The sequence below is a fragment of the Mesorhizobium sp. M1423 genome, from assembly GCF_040317575.1.
Taxonomy (GTDB): Bacteria; Pseudomonadota; Alphaproteobacteria; order Rhizobiales; family Rhizobiaceae; genus Mesorhizobium.
The window spans coordinates 58,409-75,880 of sequence record NZ_JAMYKU010000014.1 but is presented as its reverse complement, the minus strand read 5'-3'; the positions used below and the strand labels follow the sequence as shown (position 1 = coordinate 75,880).

The window sequence follows — 17,472 nt, the reverse complement described above, 5'->3', positions numbered from 1 at the left end:
ATCTTCGCACCGACATTGTCGAAAATCGAATCCGGTTCCCGGGCCGATGCGATGGCAAACCAGCGCCGCCGCGCATCGAGTTGCGCGGCGGCCTGGCTAAGGGATCAGTCCTTGCTGATGAAGCGGGACGGATGGATGTCCATCACATTGTCGTCGAAGCCGTGCAGCTTCGAGGAAACGATGTCGTGGTAGCTGTAGTAGAGAAGCGGGATGTTACCGACATCGTCGACGAGGATGCGCTCGGCCTTGGCGAGTTCCTTCATGCGCTCTTCGGGCTTGCCGCCGGCGGCGGCGGCCTTGTCCATGGCCTCTTCGTATTTCGGGCTGACGTAGCTCGAATAGTTGTTGCCGCTGGCCTTGCGGGTGATGCCAAGGAAGGTTTCCGGATCCTTGTAGTCGGCGATCCACGCGGCACGCGCCACATCATAGTCGCCCTTCTGCTCAAGGAAGGAGTAGTGGGTCTTGGTATCGGTGTTGAGCAGCGTGACCTCGACGCCAAGCGGCTTCAGCTGTTCCTGGATGGCGACAGCGGTGTTCTTGTGGTTTTCCGAGGTGTTGTAGCGGATCTGCATCTTCAACGGATGCTCGGGCGTATAGCCGAGCTTCTCCAGGATTTTCTTGGCTTCATCCTCGCGGTCGATCTGCGGCATGTCAGCGTATTTGGCCAGTGCCGGCGTGTAGCCCTCGATGCCCGGAGGCACCATCGAATAGCCGGGCAGCATCGAATTCTGCCAGACTTTTTCGGCGAGAAAGTCGCGATCGATCGCCATCGAGATGGCGTTGCGCAGTTCGACATTGTCCCACGGCGCCTTGTCGGTCTTGATCGCATAATAGTAGGTGCCGAGATATGGCCCGACACGGACCTGGTCGCCGAATTTGGTCTTGAGATCGGCGAGCTGTTCCGTCGGCAGGTCACCGTAACTGTCGAATTCGCCGGCCTCGAAGCGCTTCATCGCAGACGAGCGATCCTCGGTCGGGATGTAGTTGACCACGTCTAACTTGACGCTGGCGGCGTCCCAGAATTTCGGATTCTTCACCAGCTTGAGATGGTCGTTGGGAATCCACTCCGCCGCTGTAAAGGCCCCGTTGGAGACCAGCTTGCCTGCCTTGATCCAGTCGGCGCCAAGCTTTTCGATGGACGCCTTGTTAACCGGATAGGTCGCCTGATGGGTCAGCATCTCCAGGAAGTAAGGCGTTGGCGCCTTGAGCGTGACTTCGAGGGTATTTGCGTCAATCGCCTTGACGCCCATATCCTCCGGCTTGCCTTTCTTGGTGTTGACTTCCTCGGCACCCTTCACCGGATAGAGCATGGAAGCGTATTCGGCAGCGGTGGCCGGATCTTCCAGCCGACGGAACGAATAGACGAAGTCGTCGGCCGTCACCGGGCTGCCATCCGACCAGAGGCCGTCCTTGCGCAGCTTGAAGGTGTAGACAGTGCCATCGTCGGACACCGTCCAGCTTTCGGCGGCGCCCGGAATGAGGTTCGTCTTCTGGTCATGCATGACGAGGCCCTGGAACAGGTCGCGTATGATATCGGCTTCGTAGACCGTCGAGGTCTTGTGCGGATCGAGCGTCTCCGCTTCGGCGGCGGCTCCGCGGTTGTAGACGGTTTCGGCGAAAGCCGGCGTGTAGAACGTACCGGCGGCCAAGACCATGGTCGTGGCGAGTACCGTCGCCTTCAGCACATGTTTCAGCATGGAGTTCTCCCTAATGACGTCGCCCTTCGGCCACGTCTCTAAGTGTTGACGCCCCGAAACCGATTGGTTGGTTCCTTTCGAGCGCGCAGCCGGTTCCCTTTCCGGCAGCTGGTGGCCAAACAGTAACGTGGAGATTTTTTATTTCAACAGACTCTCGGGGTCACCCAAAGTAAGGGGGCCGGGGCAGTCGCTTTGCGAGCGCCAATCAATGATCGAAACCATGAGTTTGGCTGGGTTTCCTGGCCAGAACGCCGATCCTGGAAATAATCTGGCCGATCATTTCAGTTTACCGGAATGTATTAATTGGTTCTTAGGCAACCAAGGGTTACAAATTTCGATGGGTTCGGCAGATCGACCTTTATGGCCAACGGGCAAGGGCAATGAACAAGATAGACAGTAATACTGTCACATTAAAGCGTAAAATATCGCGCCAAATAAGGACAAATCTACGCAAAGTTGGAGATGAGTCCGGAACTTCCGCGGTCGAGTTCGCCCTGCTTTCGCCGATCTTTATCCTGCTCGTACTCGGAATGGTTGCATATGGCATCTATTTTGGTGCAAGCAACTCCTTGCAGCAAATCGCCGCCGATGCCGCCCGCACTGCGATTGCCGGATTGAACCAAACCGAGCGCCAGGCGCTGGTGGCGAGTTTCGTCAAAAACAATGCCAGTGGATACCCGTTCGTCGATTCCGGCAAGCTGACCTATCAGGCGACGGACAGCACGGCCGACGGAAATCAGTTCGTCGTGTCGATCCAGTACGATGCCAGCAACCTGCCGATCTGGAACCTGTTGCCCAGCCTTGCGATGCCGCAAACCACGATCTCGCGCAGGTCTACCATCAGGATTGGAGGCATTTGAAATGTCGCAGTTCTTGCTGAGGGGCATCGGGCGGATCGCTCGCTCCATCGTTGGCGACAAGAAGGCGAACTTTGCCGTCATGACTGCGCTGATAGCGCCATTCGCGCTGGGGCTGGCGGCCTTCGCTGTCGACGAAGGTTCGATCTACACGGAGCGCAGGGAAGCCCAGGCCATGACCGATCTGGCGGCGATCACCGCGGCGTCGAACATCAACAATATGGAAGCCGCGGCAGTAACCACGCTCAGCGACAACCGAATGCCCGGCATCATTGTTCAAAAGCCAGGTCAGACAATCGTTCCCACGGTTGGAAAGACCGTCGTGTCGGTCACCGGCGGCCGATACTCAGCGGTGTCCTCCGTCGGTGTCGACAAGCGCTTCGAAGCCGGTAAAACGCCTTACAACGCCGTTCGCGTCACTCTACACAAAATCCCCGCCCGGTATTTCGCCAGTTCGCTCATCCCTACTCCGGTTGTCGGCACCGAAGCCATTGCCAGCATGACGCCGCAAGCGATGTTCTCGGTCGGATCCAGGCTTCTCAGCGTCAACGGCGGCATCCTCAACGCGCTTCTCAGTAAGCTGCTGGGCGGAAACATCTCGCTCAGCGTCATGGACTACAACGCGCTGATTTCGGCCGACGTCAACGTGCTTTCGTTCGTCGATGCCCTTGCGGTGCAGTTGCAACTGACCGGCGTCAGCTATTCCGAAGTGCTGGCCTCGAAAGCGACGGTAGGCCAGATCGCGACCGCCATGGCCAATGCTTCGGGGACGGGCAGCGCCAGCAAACTTGTCCTACAGACAATCGCGTCGAGGGCTACCAACACGGCCAAGATACCGCTCAATCATCTTGTCGACCTTGGTTCGATCGGCAAGCTCGGCCTCGGACAAAAGTCTCCAGGCTTTTCCGTCGACGCAAGCGCGATGGGCATGCTGGGTGCCGCCGCCTCGCTGGCCAATGGCTCAAACCAGGTCCAGGTCGATCTCGGCGCCACTATTCCGGGACTTACCTCCACCACGCTCGCCGTCGCCATCGGTGAACCGATGCAATATTCACCCTGGCTGGCCGTCGGGGAAAAAGGCACCGTGGTGCGCACTGCGCAGACACGAATCAAGCTGGTCACCACAGTCGGCATCGGCAATTCCAATCTCGGCGGCGGCATCAGTCTGCTGTCCGTCAACCTGCCTCTGCATGTCGAAGTCGCCTATGCGGAAGCCAAACTAACCGACATCAGCTGCCCGACGGGCCGGCCGGATAGCATCAAGGTCTCGATCGCCGCGCAGCCTGGCGTGGCCTCGCTGCACCTTGCCGCCAGCGACGCCGACAACAACCCATCGGCCTTCGCCGATTTCAGCAATCCGCAATCGTTCTCCGATGCCACGATTGCACAGGTAAGCGTGAAGCTCCTGCTGCTCACCCTCAATCTGCTCGATGTGAAGGGTTCTTCAGCACTTGCGATCACCAACAACGATCCGACCACATTGACGTTCGACAGCACCGATATCGCCAACAAGACGATAAAGACGGTTTCGACGAAGAACCTGACGCAATCGCTCACCACGTCACTGGTCAGCGGGCTGTCGCTCTCGGTCAATGCGCTGGGCCTCGGGCTGGACGTGACGGCCCTGCTTGGAACGGTGAAGCCGGCGGTGGTAACGGTTCTGAACGGCGTGACGGCGCCTGTCGATGCACTGGTTTATAACGTTCTTGCAGCGCTTGGCGTGCATGTCGGCGAGGCCGACGTGCGGGTTGTCGGCGCGACTTGCGGGCGCTCCGTACTCGTTCAATAAGATCAAATAGAGATCAGCCGATCCGGCCGAGGAAGCAGCCGAGCGGCGGCTGGGATAGAGCTCCTTCCTGCAAGACGCCGGTAGTACTGCCAAGATCTATCGGCTCTATCACATCCAGATCCGGCGGCAATTGCCAGCCGGCCGGCTCGTCGGCGAAATTGAAGACGCAGAGCAGCTTTTCGTCACCGCCTTCGCGAATGAAGGCAAGGACGTCGCCCTCGGCATCGAGAAACCGGATCGAGCCTCGAACCAGCGCCGGATGCTGCTTGCGCAAGGCCAGCATCGCCCGGTAGCTCGCCAGGACGGAGGTTTGCTCGCCATCCTGGACGTCGACCGCGTGGGCGCGATGGCTTGCCGGGACCGGAAGCCACGGCTTGCCGGTTGAAAAGCCGGCATTGTCGGCGCCAGCCTCCCAGACCATCGGCGTGCGGCACCCATCCCGCCCCTTAATTCCCGGCCAGAAGCGGATGCCGAAAGGATCGCGCAAATCCTCGAACGCCAGTTCGGCCTCCTCCAGCCCGAGTTCTTCGCCCTGGTAAAGGCAGATCGATCCGCGCAAGCAGGAAAGCAGCACGATCGAGAATTTCGCCACGCTGTCCGGATCGCCACCCGGCCTTGTCCAGCGGCTGACATGGCGCACGACATCGTGGTTGGAGAATGCCCAGCAAACCCAGCCGTCGACCACCGTACTCTCGAACGCCTCGACGCAGCCGCGCACATGCGCCGCCGAGAATTGCGCGCCAAGCAGGTCGAACGTGTAGGACATTTGGAGCTTGTCGCCACCGCCGGTGTAGGCGGCGAGTGTCAGCAACGAACGGGTTTCGTCACCAATCTCGCCGACGGCGGCGCGGCCTTCATACTCGTCGAGCAACGCCCGGAAGCGCCTGAGGAAAGCCAGGTTTTCCGGCTGGCTCTTGTCGAACAGATGTTCCTGATAGAGATAGGTGCTGGTTGCCGTATTGGTGCCGGCGACGCTTTCCGCCAAAGGCGGGTTGCTGCGCAGCCAGCGGTCGTGGACGTAGTAGTTGACGGTATCCAGCCGGAAACCGTCGACGCCGCGTTCGAGCCAGAACCGTACCGTTTCCAGCAAGGCGTCCTGCACCTGCGGATTGTGGAAATTCAGGTCCGGCTGCGAGGCGAGGAAATTGTGCAGGTAATATTGCCGGCGGGTCGCGTCCCATTCCCAGGCCGGGCCGCCGAAGATCGACAGCCAGTTGTTGGGAGCGGTGCCGTCGGGCTTCGCATCCGCCCAGACGTACCAGTCGGCCTTGGGGTTGTCACGGCTCATGCGGCTTTCGACGAACCATTGGTGCCGATCCGACGAATGCGACAACACCTGGTCGATGATCACCTTCAGGCCGAGCCGGTGCGCCTCGGCAATCAGCGCGTCGAAATCCTCTGATGTGCCGAACATCGGATCGACGGCGCAGTAATCCGAAACGTCGTAGCCCATGTCGGCCATTGGCGACTTGAAGAAAGGCGACAGCCAAACGGCGTCGACACCGAGCGATGCGACATGGGCAAGCCTCGAGGTGATGCCGAGGAGATCGCCGCTACCGTCGCCTGTCGTGTCCTGGAAGGAGCGCGGGTAGATCTGGTAGATGACGCAGCCGCGCCACCATTCGGCATTGTCACCCATCATGGCTCTCCCCTGCGCCCGCCTGCGCGGCCCTGCTTTCGATCATGAATATGACCGTTCGCCCCAAAACCGGCCGTGAGATATCGCCACTATCCGTTTCGATGGCTGGGCACCAATGAAAACCCGCCCGTTCCGGCAGCGTGAACATGCAGGCCCGACGGTCACCATTGATGATCACGGCAAGGCGACCGTCCTCATCGCCGCCGAGAACCATGACCAGCCGATGCCGCCTAGGATCGTGCCAGGCTGCTTCGTCGAGCGGCACGCCGGTTTCGCTCAGCCAGACGACGTCAGCTATTTCCGAGCCGGCCGCAGGCTCGCCGGTGAGAAAGCTTGCGTCCAAAAGCGCCGGCGCGGCACGACGCATCTTGGCGAGCAGAGCCGTGTACCGCTCCAGCGCCCGGTCGCGCCCGGCCCAGTCGAGCCAGGTGATGTCATTGTCCTGCGCGTAGGCGTTGTTGTTGCCGCGCTGCGTGCGGCCGAATTCGTCGCCGGCCGTCAGCATGATCGTGCCGCGCGAGGCAAAGAGCGTCGCCAGCAGTGCGCGTTGGTCATCGAAACGGGCCGTAACGATTGACTGGTCGTCGGTCTGGCCCTCGACGCCATTGTTCCAGGACAGGTTGTCGTCGTGGCCGTCGCGGTTCTGTTCGCCATTGGCCTCGTTGTGCTTGTGTTCATAGGCAACGATGTCGGCCAGTGTCATCCCGTCATGTGCGGCGATGAAATTGATGCTGCGGACCGTTGCCTGGCTTGGTTTGGCAAAGACATCGGACGACCCCGCAAGCCGCGTCGCCAGCGCACCGATCATGCCGCCGTCGCCGCGCCAGAAGCGGCGGATATCATCACGGTATTTGTCGTTCCATTCGAGGAAGGGCGGCGGAAAATTGCCGAGCTGATAGCCATCCGGTCCGATGTCCCAGGGCTCAGCGACCAGCACCCGGTCGGCAAGAACTGGGTCGTTGCGAATGGCGTTCAGCAGCGGCGCATCGGCGTCGAAAACGCCGTCGACGCGGCCAAGGATCGGCGCCAGGTCAAAGCGGAACCCGTCGACACCGGCGTGCTGGACAAAGTGGCGAAGCGTGTCGAGGACCATTTCCCGGACGACCGGATGGTCGCAGGCGACGGTATTGCCGGTTCCGGTGTCATTGACCAGCCTGCCGTCGGCCTCGTGCCGGTAGTAGGCGCGGTTATCGAGCCCACGCAGCGACAATGTCGGGCCAAGCCGGTCGCTTTCGCCGGTGTGGTTGAACACCAGATCGAGGATGGTGCCGATGCCGGCGTCGCGCAGCGCGACGACCGTTCCGCGCAACTCGGCCAGACCGCCAGGCGCCAATCGCGGATCCAGCGCCATGAAGGTCACGGGATTGTAGCCCCAGGCGTTGCCCAGCCCGAGCGGCGGCAAATGCCGTTCGTCGATCGATGCAGTCACCGGCATCAACTCGACGGCTGCGACGCCGAGTTTTTGCAGATGCTCGACAACAGGAGGATGAGCGAGGGCTGCAATGGTGCCGCGTTGCTTCTCGGGAATGTCGGGATGCAGCTTTGTGAAGGCGCGCACCTGCACCTCGTAGATGAGGCCGCCGGGCCTAAACAGAGGCGGCAAGGCGGGCAAGGGTTCCGGCAAGGCGCCGGCAATGGCCTTCGGCATCAGCGACGCCGTGTCGCCCCCCTCGCCCCGGCGCGCGGCGAGCCGGCCGTCATAGGCATAGGGTCTGTCGATCTCGACGGCATAGGGATCGGCCAGCAGCTTGTCGGGATCGAACCAGAGCCCCTGTTCCGGCGCGTAGTCGCCATCGGCGCGGAACCCGTATCGGGTGCCGGCGGCGAGACCGGCAACAAAAAGCGTATGCACGCCGTCGCCCTCGGGCTGCAGTTCAAGCCGGTCGATCTCGCGCCTTCCTCGCTCGTCGAAAATCGAGACCCAGATGCGCCGAGCCGACGAGGACCATACGGCGAAGCGAATGCCTTCTTTGGTGATGGTTGCGCCGAGTTGGCTCACGCGCGCTCACAGCAGCAGGTCGTAGACAGTTTGAGGCGTTGCCAGGTTAGCTCCCCCTTCTCCCCTTGTGGGAGAAGGTGTCGCCGAAGGCGACGGATGAGGGGTGCTCCAGCTTGGCGCGGACGGCATTCCTTCCAACACCCCTCATCCGTCTCGGCGCTTCGCGCCGATCCACCGCCCGGGGGCGAGCCACGGGTCTCGCCCCGTCCTTCGGACCCCACAAGGGGAGAAGGAAAGGCGCGCCGCTCCAAGCTCACGTAATCACGCTCGGCTTGGCGCGGCCGGTATGGCTGCGAATCCCGGCAATGTCGTCGGCCGCCGCGATCAGATCGGCAAGCGCCTCCTGGGTGTCGAGATCGTGGCGGCTGTTGTCCGGCTCGTAGCGCTCGACATAAAGGCGCAGCGTCGCGCCCGAGGTGCCGGTGCCGGACAGGCGGAAGACGACGCGCGAGCCGCCTTCGAACAATACTCTGATGCCCTGGTTCTTGCTGACCGAGCCGTCGACCGGATCGTGATAGGCGAAATCGTCGGCGCTGGCGATCGTCATGCCGCGCACGCTGGTGCCCGGCAGCGAGCCAAGTTTGCCGCGCAGCTCGTCGACAAGCGCATTGGCGCGATCGGTCTCGACCTCCTCGTAATCGTGGCGCGAATAGTAGTTGCGCCCATAGGCTGCCCAATGCTCGGTGACGATCTGCCTGGCGCTTTCACCACGCGCGGCAAGGATGTTGAGCCACAAAAGCACGGCCCACAGCCCGTCCTTTTCGCGGACATGGTTGGAGCCGGTCCCCGCACTCTCCTCGCCGCAGATCGTCGCCATGCCGGCATCCAGCAGATTGCCGAAGAACTTCCAGCCGGTTGGCGTTTCATAGATGCCGATGCCGAGCTTTTCAGCGACCCGGTCGGCAGCACCGCTGGTCGGCATTGAACGGGCGATGCCTTTCAGCCCGGCCTTGTAGCCCGGAGCCAGATGGGCATTGGCAGCGAGCATCGCCACCGAATCCGACGGGGTTATGAAAATGCCCTTGCCGATGATCAGGTTGCGGTCGCCGTCGCCGTCGGAGGCAGCGCCAAAGTCGGGCGCATCCGGCCCCATCATCTCGTCGTAGAGGTGTTTTGCATGCACCAGATTGGGATCGGGATGGTGGCCGCCGAAATCCGGCAGCGGGATAAAATTGCGAGCGGTGCCGTTGGGCGCGCCTAGCCGGTTTTCGAGGATCTCCTTGGCGTAGGGGCCGGTCACCGCATGCATGGCGTCGAAGCGCATGCGGAAGCCTGATTTGAACAGCGCCCGCAAGGCATTGAAATCGAACAGGCTTTCCATCAGTTCGGCATAGTCGGCGACCGGATCGATGATTTCGACGGTCATGTCTCCTGCCTTGACCGTGCCGATCGTGTCGATGTCGACCGGTCCGATATCGGCGATCTTGAAGCTCGAAATCGCCTTGGTTTTTTCGAAGATCGCGTCGGTCAGCTTTTCCGGCGCCGGGCCGCCATTGCCGGCATTGTATTTGATGCCGAAATCCTCATGCGGGCCACCCGGATTGTGGCTGGCGGACAGGATGATGCCGCCGAAGGTCTTGTATTTGCGGATGACATGCGAAGCGGCCGGCGTGGATAAGATACCGCCCTGCCCGACCATCACCTTGCCGAAGCCGTTTGCCGCGGCCATGGCGATGGCCTTCTGGATGACCTCGCGGTTATAAAAGCGGCCGTCGCCGCCGATCACCAGGGTCTTGCCCTCGAACCCGTCCAGCGCGTCGAAGATCGACTGGATGAAGTTCTCGGCATAGTGCTCCTGCTGGAACACCGGGACTTTCTTGCGCAGCCCGGAGGTGCCGGGCTTCTGGTCGGGATAGGGTTTTGTGGCGACAGTGCGGATCATCAGTCAGGCAGCCCTTTTCGAAAGCAGCAAGCGATAGAGTTGGACATATTTTTCGGCGCTTTTGTCCCACGACACGTCGGCCTTCATGCCTTGCCGCTGCATCGACGCCCACACCGCGGAATTGGCATGCGCTTCGACAAGGCGGCGGATGGCGTGCAGCAGGGCGCCAGCATTGGCGGGCGCAAACTGGAAGCCGGTCGCCACGCCGGCAGAGATGGCGGCTTCGTTGGCATCGATAACCGTGTCGGCAAGGCCGCCGGTGCGCGCGACGACCGGCACGCAGCCATAGCGCAGGCCGTAAAGCTGCGTCAGCCCGCAAGGTTCGAAGCGCGACGGGATAATGATGGCGTCGCAGCCGCCCTGCATGGTGTGGGAGAGCCCCTCGTCATAGCCGACGACGACGCCGATGCGACCACGATGGCGGGCTGCGGCGGCAAGCAACGCGCCTTCGAGCCCTGCGTCGCCAGACCCAAGGACTGCCAGCCGTGCACCTGCCGCGACGATACCGTCGACGGCCGCCGCCAATATGTCCATGCCCTTTTGCCAGGTCAGCCGGCTGACGACGCAGACGATCGGGCTATCGTCGCGATCGAGGCTGAAACGGTCCTCGACCGCGGCCTTGTTGGGCATTCGCGCCTTAAGCGTCTTTGCCGTGTAGTTGGAGACCAGATGCGTGTCGGTTTCCGGGTTCCATATCTCGGTATCGATGCCGTTGACGATGCCATGGAGATCGACGGAGCGCATGTTGATCAGGCCGTCGAGGCCCATGCCGAATTCGGGCAAGCGGATTTCCTGCGCATAGGTCGGGCTGACCGTGGTGATCGCCCAGGCGGCCTGCAGGCCGGCCTTGAGGAAGCCGACGCCGCCATAATATTCGACGCCGTCGAGCGCCATCGCCGCCGCCGGCAGGCCAAGCTCGCCAAAGATGCCGGCGCCGAACTGGCCCTGGAAGGCGAGGTTATGGACGGTGATCATCGACGGCGTGCCGACCGCCTTGCCGTAGCGCATATAGGCGAGCGTCATTGCCGACTGCCAGTCATGGGCATGGACGATATCGGGCAGGTAGCCGGAGATGGCGCCGGCAGCAATATCACCGCCGACCTGGCTCAAGGCCGCGAACCGCCGCCAATTGTCCGGCCAGTCGGCGCCGGTCGCGTTGCCGTACGGGCCGCCGGGACGGTCGAAAAGATGCGGCGCGTCGAGCACAAACAGGTCGAGCCCGGCGATCTGGACGGCATGCACCGAAGCCTTCCCACCCTGCAGCAATGGATATTGCTGAACCGCCTTCTTTTTCCTGAAGGCGCCCATCACCTGAGGATAGCCGGGGACGAGCGTGCGCATGTTGACGCCGTTGCCGGCCAATGCCACGGGCAAGGCGCCAGTCACGTCGGCGAGCCCTCCGGTTTTGACCAGCGGAAAGATCTCGGGCGCCACCGACAGAACCTGCATGCACTACGATCCCAGCCTGTTGACCATGTCCTGCGTGACCAGGCAGATGCCTTTTTCCGAAACGCGGAAACGCTTGGCGTCGAGGACAGGATCCTCGCCGACCACCAGCCCCTCCGGGATCCTGACGCCGTGATCGATGACCACGCGCTTCAGCCTGGCGTTGCGGCCGACATGGACGTCGGGCAGCATGACGACCTCCTCCAGCGTCGAATAGGAATTGATGCGCGCCCCGGTGAAGATCAGGCTTCGCTTCAGCGAAGCGCCCGAAACGATGCAATCGCCCGACACGAGAGACGACACGGCCGACCCGCGGCGGCCATCTTCGTCATGCACGAACTTTGCCGGCGGCTTCAACTCGGCGTAGGTCCAGATCGGCCAGTCGCGGTCGTAGAGGTCGAGTTCCGGCGTGATGTCGGTCAGGTCGATATTGGCTTCCCAATAGGCATCGACCGTGCCGACGTCGCGCCAATAGGCCTCGTTCTCGGCGGTCGAGCGCACGCATGATTTGGCGAAGCGATGCGCGATCGCCTTTCCGTGTTCGACGATGTAGGGGATGATGTCCTTGCCGAAGTCGCGGCTGGAGCCGGGCTCCGCCGCATCGCGACGCAATTGCTCCATCAGGAACTTGGTCTTGAACACATAGATGCCCATCGAGGCCAGCGCAAAATCCGGCTTGTCGGGAATGCCCGGCGGATCGGCGGGCTTTTCGATGAAGGAGATGATGGTGTCCTTGGTGTCGACATGCATGACGCCGAAGCCGGTGGCTTCCATGCGCGGCACTTCGAGGCAGCCGACGGTGACATCGGCGCCGGCCTCTACATGCTGGCGCAGCATCAATTCGTAATCCATCTTGTAGACATGGTCGCCGGCCAGGATGACCATGTATTCCGGCCCATAGGCCTCGATGATGTCGATGTTCTGGTACACGGCGTCGGCGGTGCCCTCATACCACTGTGTTTCCGACACACGCTGGCTGGCCGGCAAGATGTCGAAACTCTCGTTGCGCTCGGGCCGCAGGAAGTTCCAGCCGCGCTGCAGGTGGCGGATCAGCGAATGCGCCTTGTACTGGGTGGCGACGCCGAGGCGGCGGATACCGGAATTGAGCGCATTGGACAGCGCGAAATCGATGATGCGGGTCTTGCCGCCGAAATAGACCGCCGGCTTGGCGCGGCGGTCGGTCAGTTCCTTGAGCCGGCTGCCACGGCCGCCGGCCAGCACATAAGCCATGGCGTCGCGTGCCAGCGGCTGTGTTCGTTTTATTTCAGCCATTCCTATCCTCCCAGGTTAGATGCTCCAGACATAGCTCAGTCCGGGACGAATTCGAGCATGATCGTCGACAGCGGCGGCAAAAGCATCGTCGCCGAAATGCCTCCTCCTTCCGCCCGAGCCTCGACGAGGCCGCTGTTGCCCTTGCCGGAACCGCCATAGTCCGTGGCGTCGGTGTTGATGATCTCGCGCCATTTTCCGGTCTGCGGCAACGGCACGCGGTAATTGTCGCGCGGCACCGGCGTGAAGTTGGAAATGACGGCGACCGGGTTGCCGCCCGGCGCGCTGCGCAGCCAAGCGAACACCGAATTCGCGCTGTCATCGACGATCAGCCAGGAAAAGCCCTCCGGCTCGCAGTCGCGGGCATGCAGCGCCGGGCGCGAGCGGTAGAGATAGTTGAGATCGCGCACCGTCTGCCAGACACCACGGTGGAGCCGGAAATCGAGCAGGTTCCAGTCGAGCGCGCGCGCCTCGCTCCACTCGCGGCGTTGCGCGAACTCCTGGCCCATGAACAACAGCTTCTTGCCGGGATAGCCCCACATGAAGGCGTAATAGGCGCGCAGCGTCGCGAATTTCTGCCAGTCGTCGCCGGCCATCTTGTTAAGCAGCGTTCCCTTGCCGTGCACCACCTCGTCATGGGACAGCGGCAGCACGAAGTTCTCGCTGAAGGCGTAGACCAGGCCGAAGGTGATGTCGTTGTGGTGATGCTTGCGGAAGATCGGCTCCTTGGAGAAATACTCCAGAGTGTCGTGCATGAAGCCCATGTTCCACTTGAAACCGAAGCCCAGTCCGCCCTCGTGCACCGGCTGCGAGACTTTCGGCCACGAGGTCGATTCCTCGGCGATGGTCATCACACCCGGATGGTGGCCGTAGACCTCCTTGTTCATCCGTTGCAGGAAGCTGACCGCTTCCAGGTTCTCGCGCCCGCCCTTCTCGTTGGGAATCCATTCACCAGCCTTGCGCGAATAATCGAGATAAAGCATCGAGGCGACCGCATCGACGCGCAGACCGTCGACGTGATATTTCTCTGCCCAGAACAGCGCATTGTTGACAAGAAACGAGACCACCTCGCGACGACCAAAATTGTAGATCGCGGTGTTCCAGTCGGGATGGAAGCCCTTGCGCGGATCGGCATGTTCGTAGAGTGCGGTGCCGTCGAACTTTGCCAGACCGTGTTCGTCAACCGGGAAATGCGCCGGCACCCAGTCGAGGATGACGCCGATGCCGGCGCGGTGGGCACCGTCGACGAAGCGGGCAAAACCGTCCGGATCGCCAAAGCGGGCGCTCGGCGCATAGAGACCGGTCGTCTGGTAGCCCCAGGACGGGTCATAGGGGTGTTCGGAGATCGGCATGAATTCGATATGGGTGAAACCCGTCTCGACCACATAGGGGATCAGCCGGTTGGCGAGCTCGTCCCATGACAGAAAGCTGCCGTCGTCGTGAAGCCGCCATGAGCCGGCATGGACCTCGTAGATCGATACGGCTTCGCGCCTGTGGTCGGCATTGCGCCAGTAGTTCCGGTGCGCCTCGTCGCCCCATTCATGCACCGGCGGCAGCGCCGTCACCGAGGCGGTAGCCGGGCGCAGTTCGGATTTGAAGGCGAACGGATCTGCCTTGAGCGGCAATCTCACGCCATCCGGCCCGATGATCTCGTATTTATAAGGGCGGCCGGCGCCGATGTCGGGAATGAACAGCTCCCAGATACCGGTATCGCGGCGGTCGCGCATGGTGTGCCTGCGGCCGTCCCACTCGTTGAAGTCGCCGACCACCGAGACACGCCTTGCATTGGGCGCCCACACCGCAAAATGTACGCCCGATGCACCCTCATGGTCGATGAGATGAGCGCCGAGCTTGTCGAACAGCCTGAGATGCGATCCTTCGGCGATGTAATAATCGTCCAGCGGGCCGAGCACGGGGCCGAAGGAATATGGATCGGTCAGCCACCAGTCGCCGCCGGCGTTCCTGGCGTGATAGCGCAGCGGCTGGCGTTTGCGCAGCGACAGTTTGCCCTCGAAGAAGCCGCGATCGTCGCGTCTCGACAGCTCGCCGGCCTTCTTGCCGGTCAGCGTATAGGCGGTGACGGACTCGGCATGAGGGACGAAGCAGCGGCCGACAAAGCCCTTCCCCGCCTCATGCACGCCAAGCACGGAGAACGGGTCGCCATGCGTGCCGGCGACAATCGCCGCGACATCGCCGGCTGGCGCCAGTCCGTCCGGCCCGCTTGTCGCAACGGTCGCGCGCGGCTTGCTCATCAGGCAGTGTCCCTCCTCGGGCACCAAGTGCGTGTTTCTAGTGAAGTTTTGAATTCGACAGTCGCAGGCCGCCTGACCTTCCAAGGGATGCGAAGGTCAAATCACTCCACTAGGGCCACATTGTTCCTGGTCTCATGCAATCACATCAGGCGGGCACGTGCCAGATGTCTTTCGCATATTGGCGGATCGTGCGGTCGGACGAGAACCAGCCGACGCGGGCGACATTGCGGATGGCTCTGGCGTACCAGTCCGGGCTGTTGCGCCAGACGGCATCGACGTCGCGCTGGGTGGCGGCGTAGGCATCGAAATCCGCAGCGACCATGAACCAGTCGCTCTGGTAAAGGCCGTTGATCAGGTCGCGATAACGGTCCGGATCGTCAGGCGAAAAGACCCCGGACGAAACCGCGGCAAGCGCCTGCGCCAATTCAGGCGATCCCTCGATTACGGCGCGCGGATCGTAACCATTGTTGCGCCGCTCGGCGACCTCATCGGTGGTCAGGCCGAAGATGAAGATGTTGTCGTCGCCGACGCATTCCTTGATCTCGACATTGGCGCCGTCGAGCGTGCCGATGGTCAGCGCGCCGTTCAGCGCGAACTTCATGTTGCCGGTGCCGGACGCTTCCATGCCGGCGGTCGATATCTGCTCCGAAAGATCGGCGGCCGGCATCATGATCTCGGCTAGGCTGACATTGTAGTTCGGCACGAACACCACTTTCAGCAAGCCGCGCACCGCCGGGTCGCGGTTGATGACCCGGGCGACGTCGTTGGCAAGTTTGATGATCAGCTTGGCGTTGTGATAGCTGGGCGCCGCCTTGCCGCCGAAGAACTTGACGCGGGGCATCCAGTCGCGCTCCGGATGCGAGCGGATCTGGTCGTAAAGCGCGACCGCTTCGAGAATGTTCAAGAGCTGGCGCTTGTATTCGTGGATGCGCTTGACCTGGATGTCGAACAGCGCCGAGGGGTCCACCTTGATGCCGAGCCGGTCGGCAACGAGATTGGCAAGCCTCGTCTTGTTCGCCCGTTTGACAGCGGCGAACTTGTCGCGGAAGGCAGCGTCCTCGGCGAAAGGATCGAGCAGCTTTATCTCGTCGATGTCGTCGAGGAAGCCGTCGCCGATCGCCTCTCGGGTGAGTGCCGTGAGGCCGGGATTGCACTGTATCAGCCAGCGCCGCGGTGTGATCCCGTTGGTCTTGTTGTTGATGCGATCCGGGTAGAGCCTGTGGAGGTCGGCAAACACCGTCTCCTTCATCAATTCCGTATGCAGTGCCGAGACGCCGTTGATCGAGTGCGAGCCAACAAAGGCCAGATTGCCCATACGCACGCGGCGATCGCCATTTTCCTGGATCAGCGAGATGCGGCTGATCTGCTCGTCCGAGAACTGGTCGGAGACGCGCGCCTCGAGCAGCACCTCGGCGTTGATGGCGTAGACGATCTGCATGTGGCGCGGCAACAGCCGCTCGAATAGCGGCACGGGCCAGCTTTCCAGCGCTTCGGGCAGCAGCGTGTGGTTGGTGTAGCCGAAGGTGCGCTTGGTGATGCTCCACGCCTGGTCGAAATCCATGCCGTGGACATCCATCAACAGGCGCATCAGCTCGGGGACGGCGATGGCCGGATGGGTGTCGTTGAGATGGATCGCCGCCTTGTCGGGCAGCGATTGCAGGTCGCCATACTGGCTGAGATGACGCTGAAGGATGTCCTGCAGCGAGGCGGTGGAGAAGAAATACTCCTGCCTGAGCCGCAACTCCTGGCCTGCCTTGTGGGAATCGGCCGGGTAAAGGACGCGCGACAGCGCATCGGCCTTGTTGCTCTCGGCGAGCGCGCCGATGTGATCGCCGGCGTTGAACTTGTCGAGCAGGATCGGATCGACCGGCATGCCGGACCACAGACGCAGCGTGTTGACGCGGTTGGCCCGCCAGCCAACCACTGGCGTATCGTAAGCAACGGCCAGAACATGTTCGGTCGGCTTCCAGACGTGGCGCTCGAGCCTGCCGTCCTTCGAGGTGATCGATTCCACCGAGCCGCCGAAGCCGACCTCGAAGGAGCGTTCGCGGCGTTCGAACTCCCAGGGATTGCCGTGATCGAGCCATGTCTCGGGCAGCTCCACCTGCCAGCCGTCATGGATTTCCTGCCGGAACATGCCGTTGGCGTAGCGAATGCCATAACCGTGCGCGGGGATGTCGACGGTCGCCATGCTTTCCATGAAGCAGGCGGCGAGCCGGCCGAGACCGCCATTGCCAAGGGCCGCGTCCGGTTCGAGCGCTGCAATGATGTCGAGGTCGACGCCAAGCGACGACAGCGCCTCGCGCATATTGTCCATCAGGCCGAGATTGGAGAAGGCATCGCGCATCAAGCGGCCGATGAGGAATTCCAGTGACAGGTAATAGACGCGCTTTTCCTGCTGGGCGTAGGCCTCTTGGGTCGCCTGCATCCAATGATCGACGATGCGGTCGCGCACAACCTTGATCGAGGCGGTGAGCCAATCGTACTGGGTTGCAACGTTGGTGCCCTTGCCGACCCTGTATTTGAGGGCCTGCAAGACTTCGTCGGCGAGCGTCTTGGGATCCGGGTTTTCGAGGGTGGGCAGAGGAGCTTCGGTTGTCATCGCGCGCGTCATGCTGCCTCTCGTGACGTTGCCAGGATCA

The 17,472-nt window shown here is 62.0% G+C and carries 11 protein-coding genes; 3 read left to right on the top strand and 8 right to left on the bottom strand.

All coding sequences use genetic code 11. The annotated features are described in order from the left end of the window. Window positions 1–104: 104 nt before the first annotated feature. Window positions 105–1,697 (bottom strand): peptide ABC transporter substrate-binding protein, encoded by a 1,593-nt coding sequence (locus tag NKG95_RS18615; protein ID WP_353023468.1) that lies wholly within the window; start codon window positions 1,695–1,697, stop codon window positions 105–107. A gap of 208 nt (window positions 1,698–1,905) precedes the next feature. Between NKG95_RS18615 and NKG95_RS18610 the strand changes: the two genes are divergently transcribed. Genes NKG95_RS18610 through NKG95_RS18600 form a run of 3 tightly spaced genes read left to right on the top strand, consistent with a single transcriptional unit; the run spans window position 1,906 to window position 4,343 of the window. Then, window positions 1,906–2,097, top strand: coding sequence for a hypothetical protein (locus NKG95_RS18610; protein WP_353041840.1), 192 nt, complete (start codon window positions 1,906–1,908; stop codon window positions 2,095–2,097). Further along, window positions 2,078–2,557 (top strand): TadE/TadG family type IV pilus assembly protein, encoded by a 480-nt coding sequence (locus NKG95_RS18605; protein ID WP_353041838.1) that lies wholly within the window; start codon window positions 2,078–2,080, stop codon window positions 2,555–2,557. Before NKG95_RS18610 ends, NKG95_RS18605 begins: the two co-directional genes overlap by 20 nt. 1 nt (window position 2,558) lies before the next feature. Beyond that, on the top strand, window positions 2,559–4,343 hold the full coding sequence (locus NKG95_RS18600) for a pilus assembly protein TadG-related protein (RefSeq protein WP_353041836.1): 1,785 nt from the start codon (window positions 2,559–2,561) through the stop codon (window positions 4,341–4,343). Between the two features lie 13 nt (window positions 4,344–4,356). Here the strand turns inward: NKG95_RS18600 and bglA are convergent, their stop codons facing one another. The 7 genes from bglA to NKG95_RS18565 all read right to left on the bottom strand — a co-directional run bounded on the left by bglA (window position 4,357) and on the right by NKG95_RS18565 (window position 17,444). After that, the gene (gene bglA, locus NKG95_RS18595) at window positions 4,357–5,985 is read right to left on the bottom strand and encodes a beta-galactosidase BglA (RefSeq protein ID WP_353041834.1); all 1,629 of its coding nucleotides are present in this window, start codon (window positions 5,983–5,985) and stop codon (window positions 4,357–4,359) included. Then, the gene (glgX, locus tag NKG95_RS18590) at window positions 5,975–7,981 is read right to left on the bottom strand and encodes a glycogen debranching protein GlgX (protein WP_353041832.1); all 2,007 of its coding nucleotides are present in this window, start codon (window positions 7,979–7,981) and stop codon (window positions 5,975–5,977) included. Before glgX ends, bglA begins: the two co-directional genes overlap by 11 nt. A 253-nt stretch (window positions 7,982–8,234) precedes the next feature. Beyond that, window positions 8,235–9,863 (bottom strand): alpha-D-glucose phosphate-specific phosphoglucomutase, encoded by a 1,629-nt coding sequence (locus NKG95_RS18585; protein WP_353041830.1) that lies wholly within the window; start codon window positions 9,861–9,863, stop codon window positions 8,235–8,237. A gap of 3 nt (window positions 9,864–9,866) precedes the next feature. Next, window positions 9,867–11,312 (bottom strand): glycogen synthase GlgA, encoded by a 1,446-nt coding sequence (gene glgA, locus NKG95_RS18580; protein WP_352814739.1) that lies wholly within the window; start codon window positions 11,310–11,312, stop codon window positions 9,867–9,869. 3 nt (window positions 11,313–11,315) lie between these two features. Next, a complete protein-coding gene (gene glgC / locus NKG95_RS18575; protein WP_352717089.1) occupies window positions 11,316–12,581 on the bottom strand; it encodes a glucose-1-phosphate adenylyltransferase in 1,266 nt (421 codons plus the stop codon). Between the two features lie 35 nt (window positions 12,582–12,616). Further along, window positions 12,617–14,830, bottom strand: a complete 2,214-nt coding sequence (gene glgB / locus NKG95_RS18570; RefSeq protein WP_353041829.1) for a 1,4-alpha-glucan branching protein GlgB — start codon at window positions 14,828–14,830, stop codon at window positions 12,617–12,619. A gap of 145 nt (window positions 14,831–14,975) precedes the next feature. Continuing rightward, a complete protein-coding gene (locus NKG95_RS18565) occupies window positions 14,976–17,444 on the bottom strand; it encodes a glycogen/starch/alpha-glucan phosphorylase (protein ID WP_023718450.1) in 2,469 nt (822 codons plus the stop codon). Window positions 17,445–17,472: the final 28 nt, after the last annotated feature.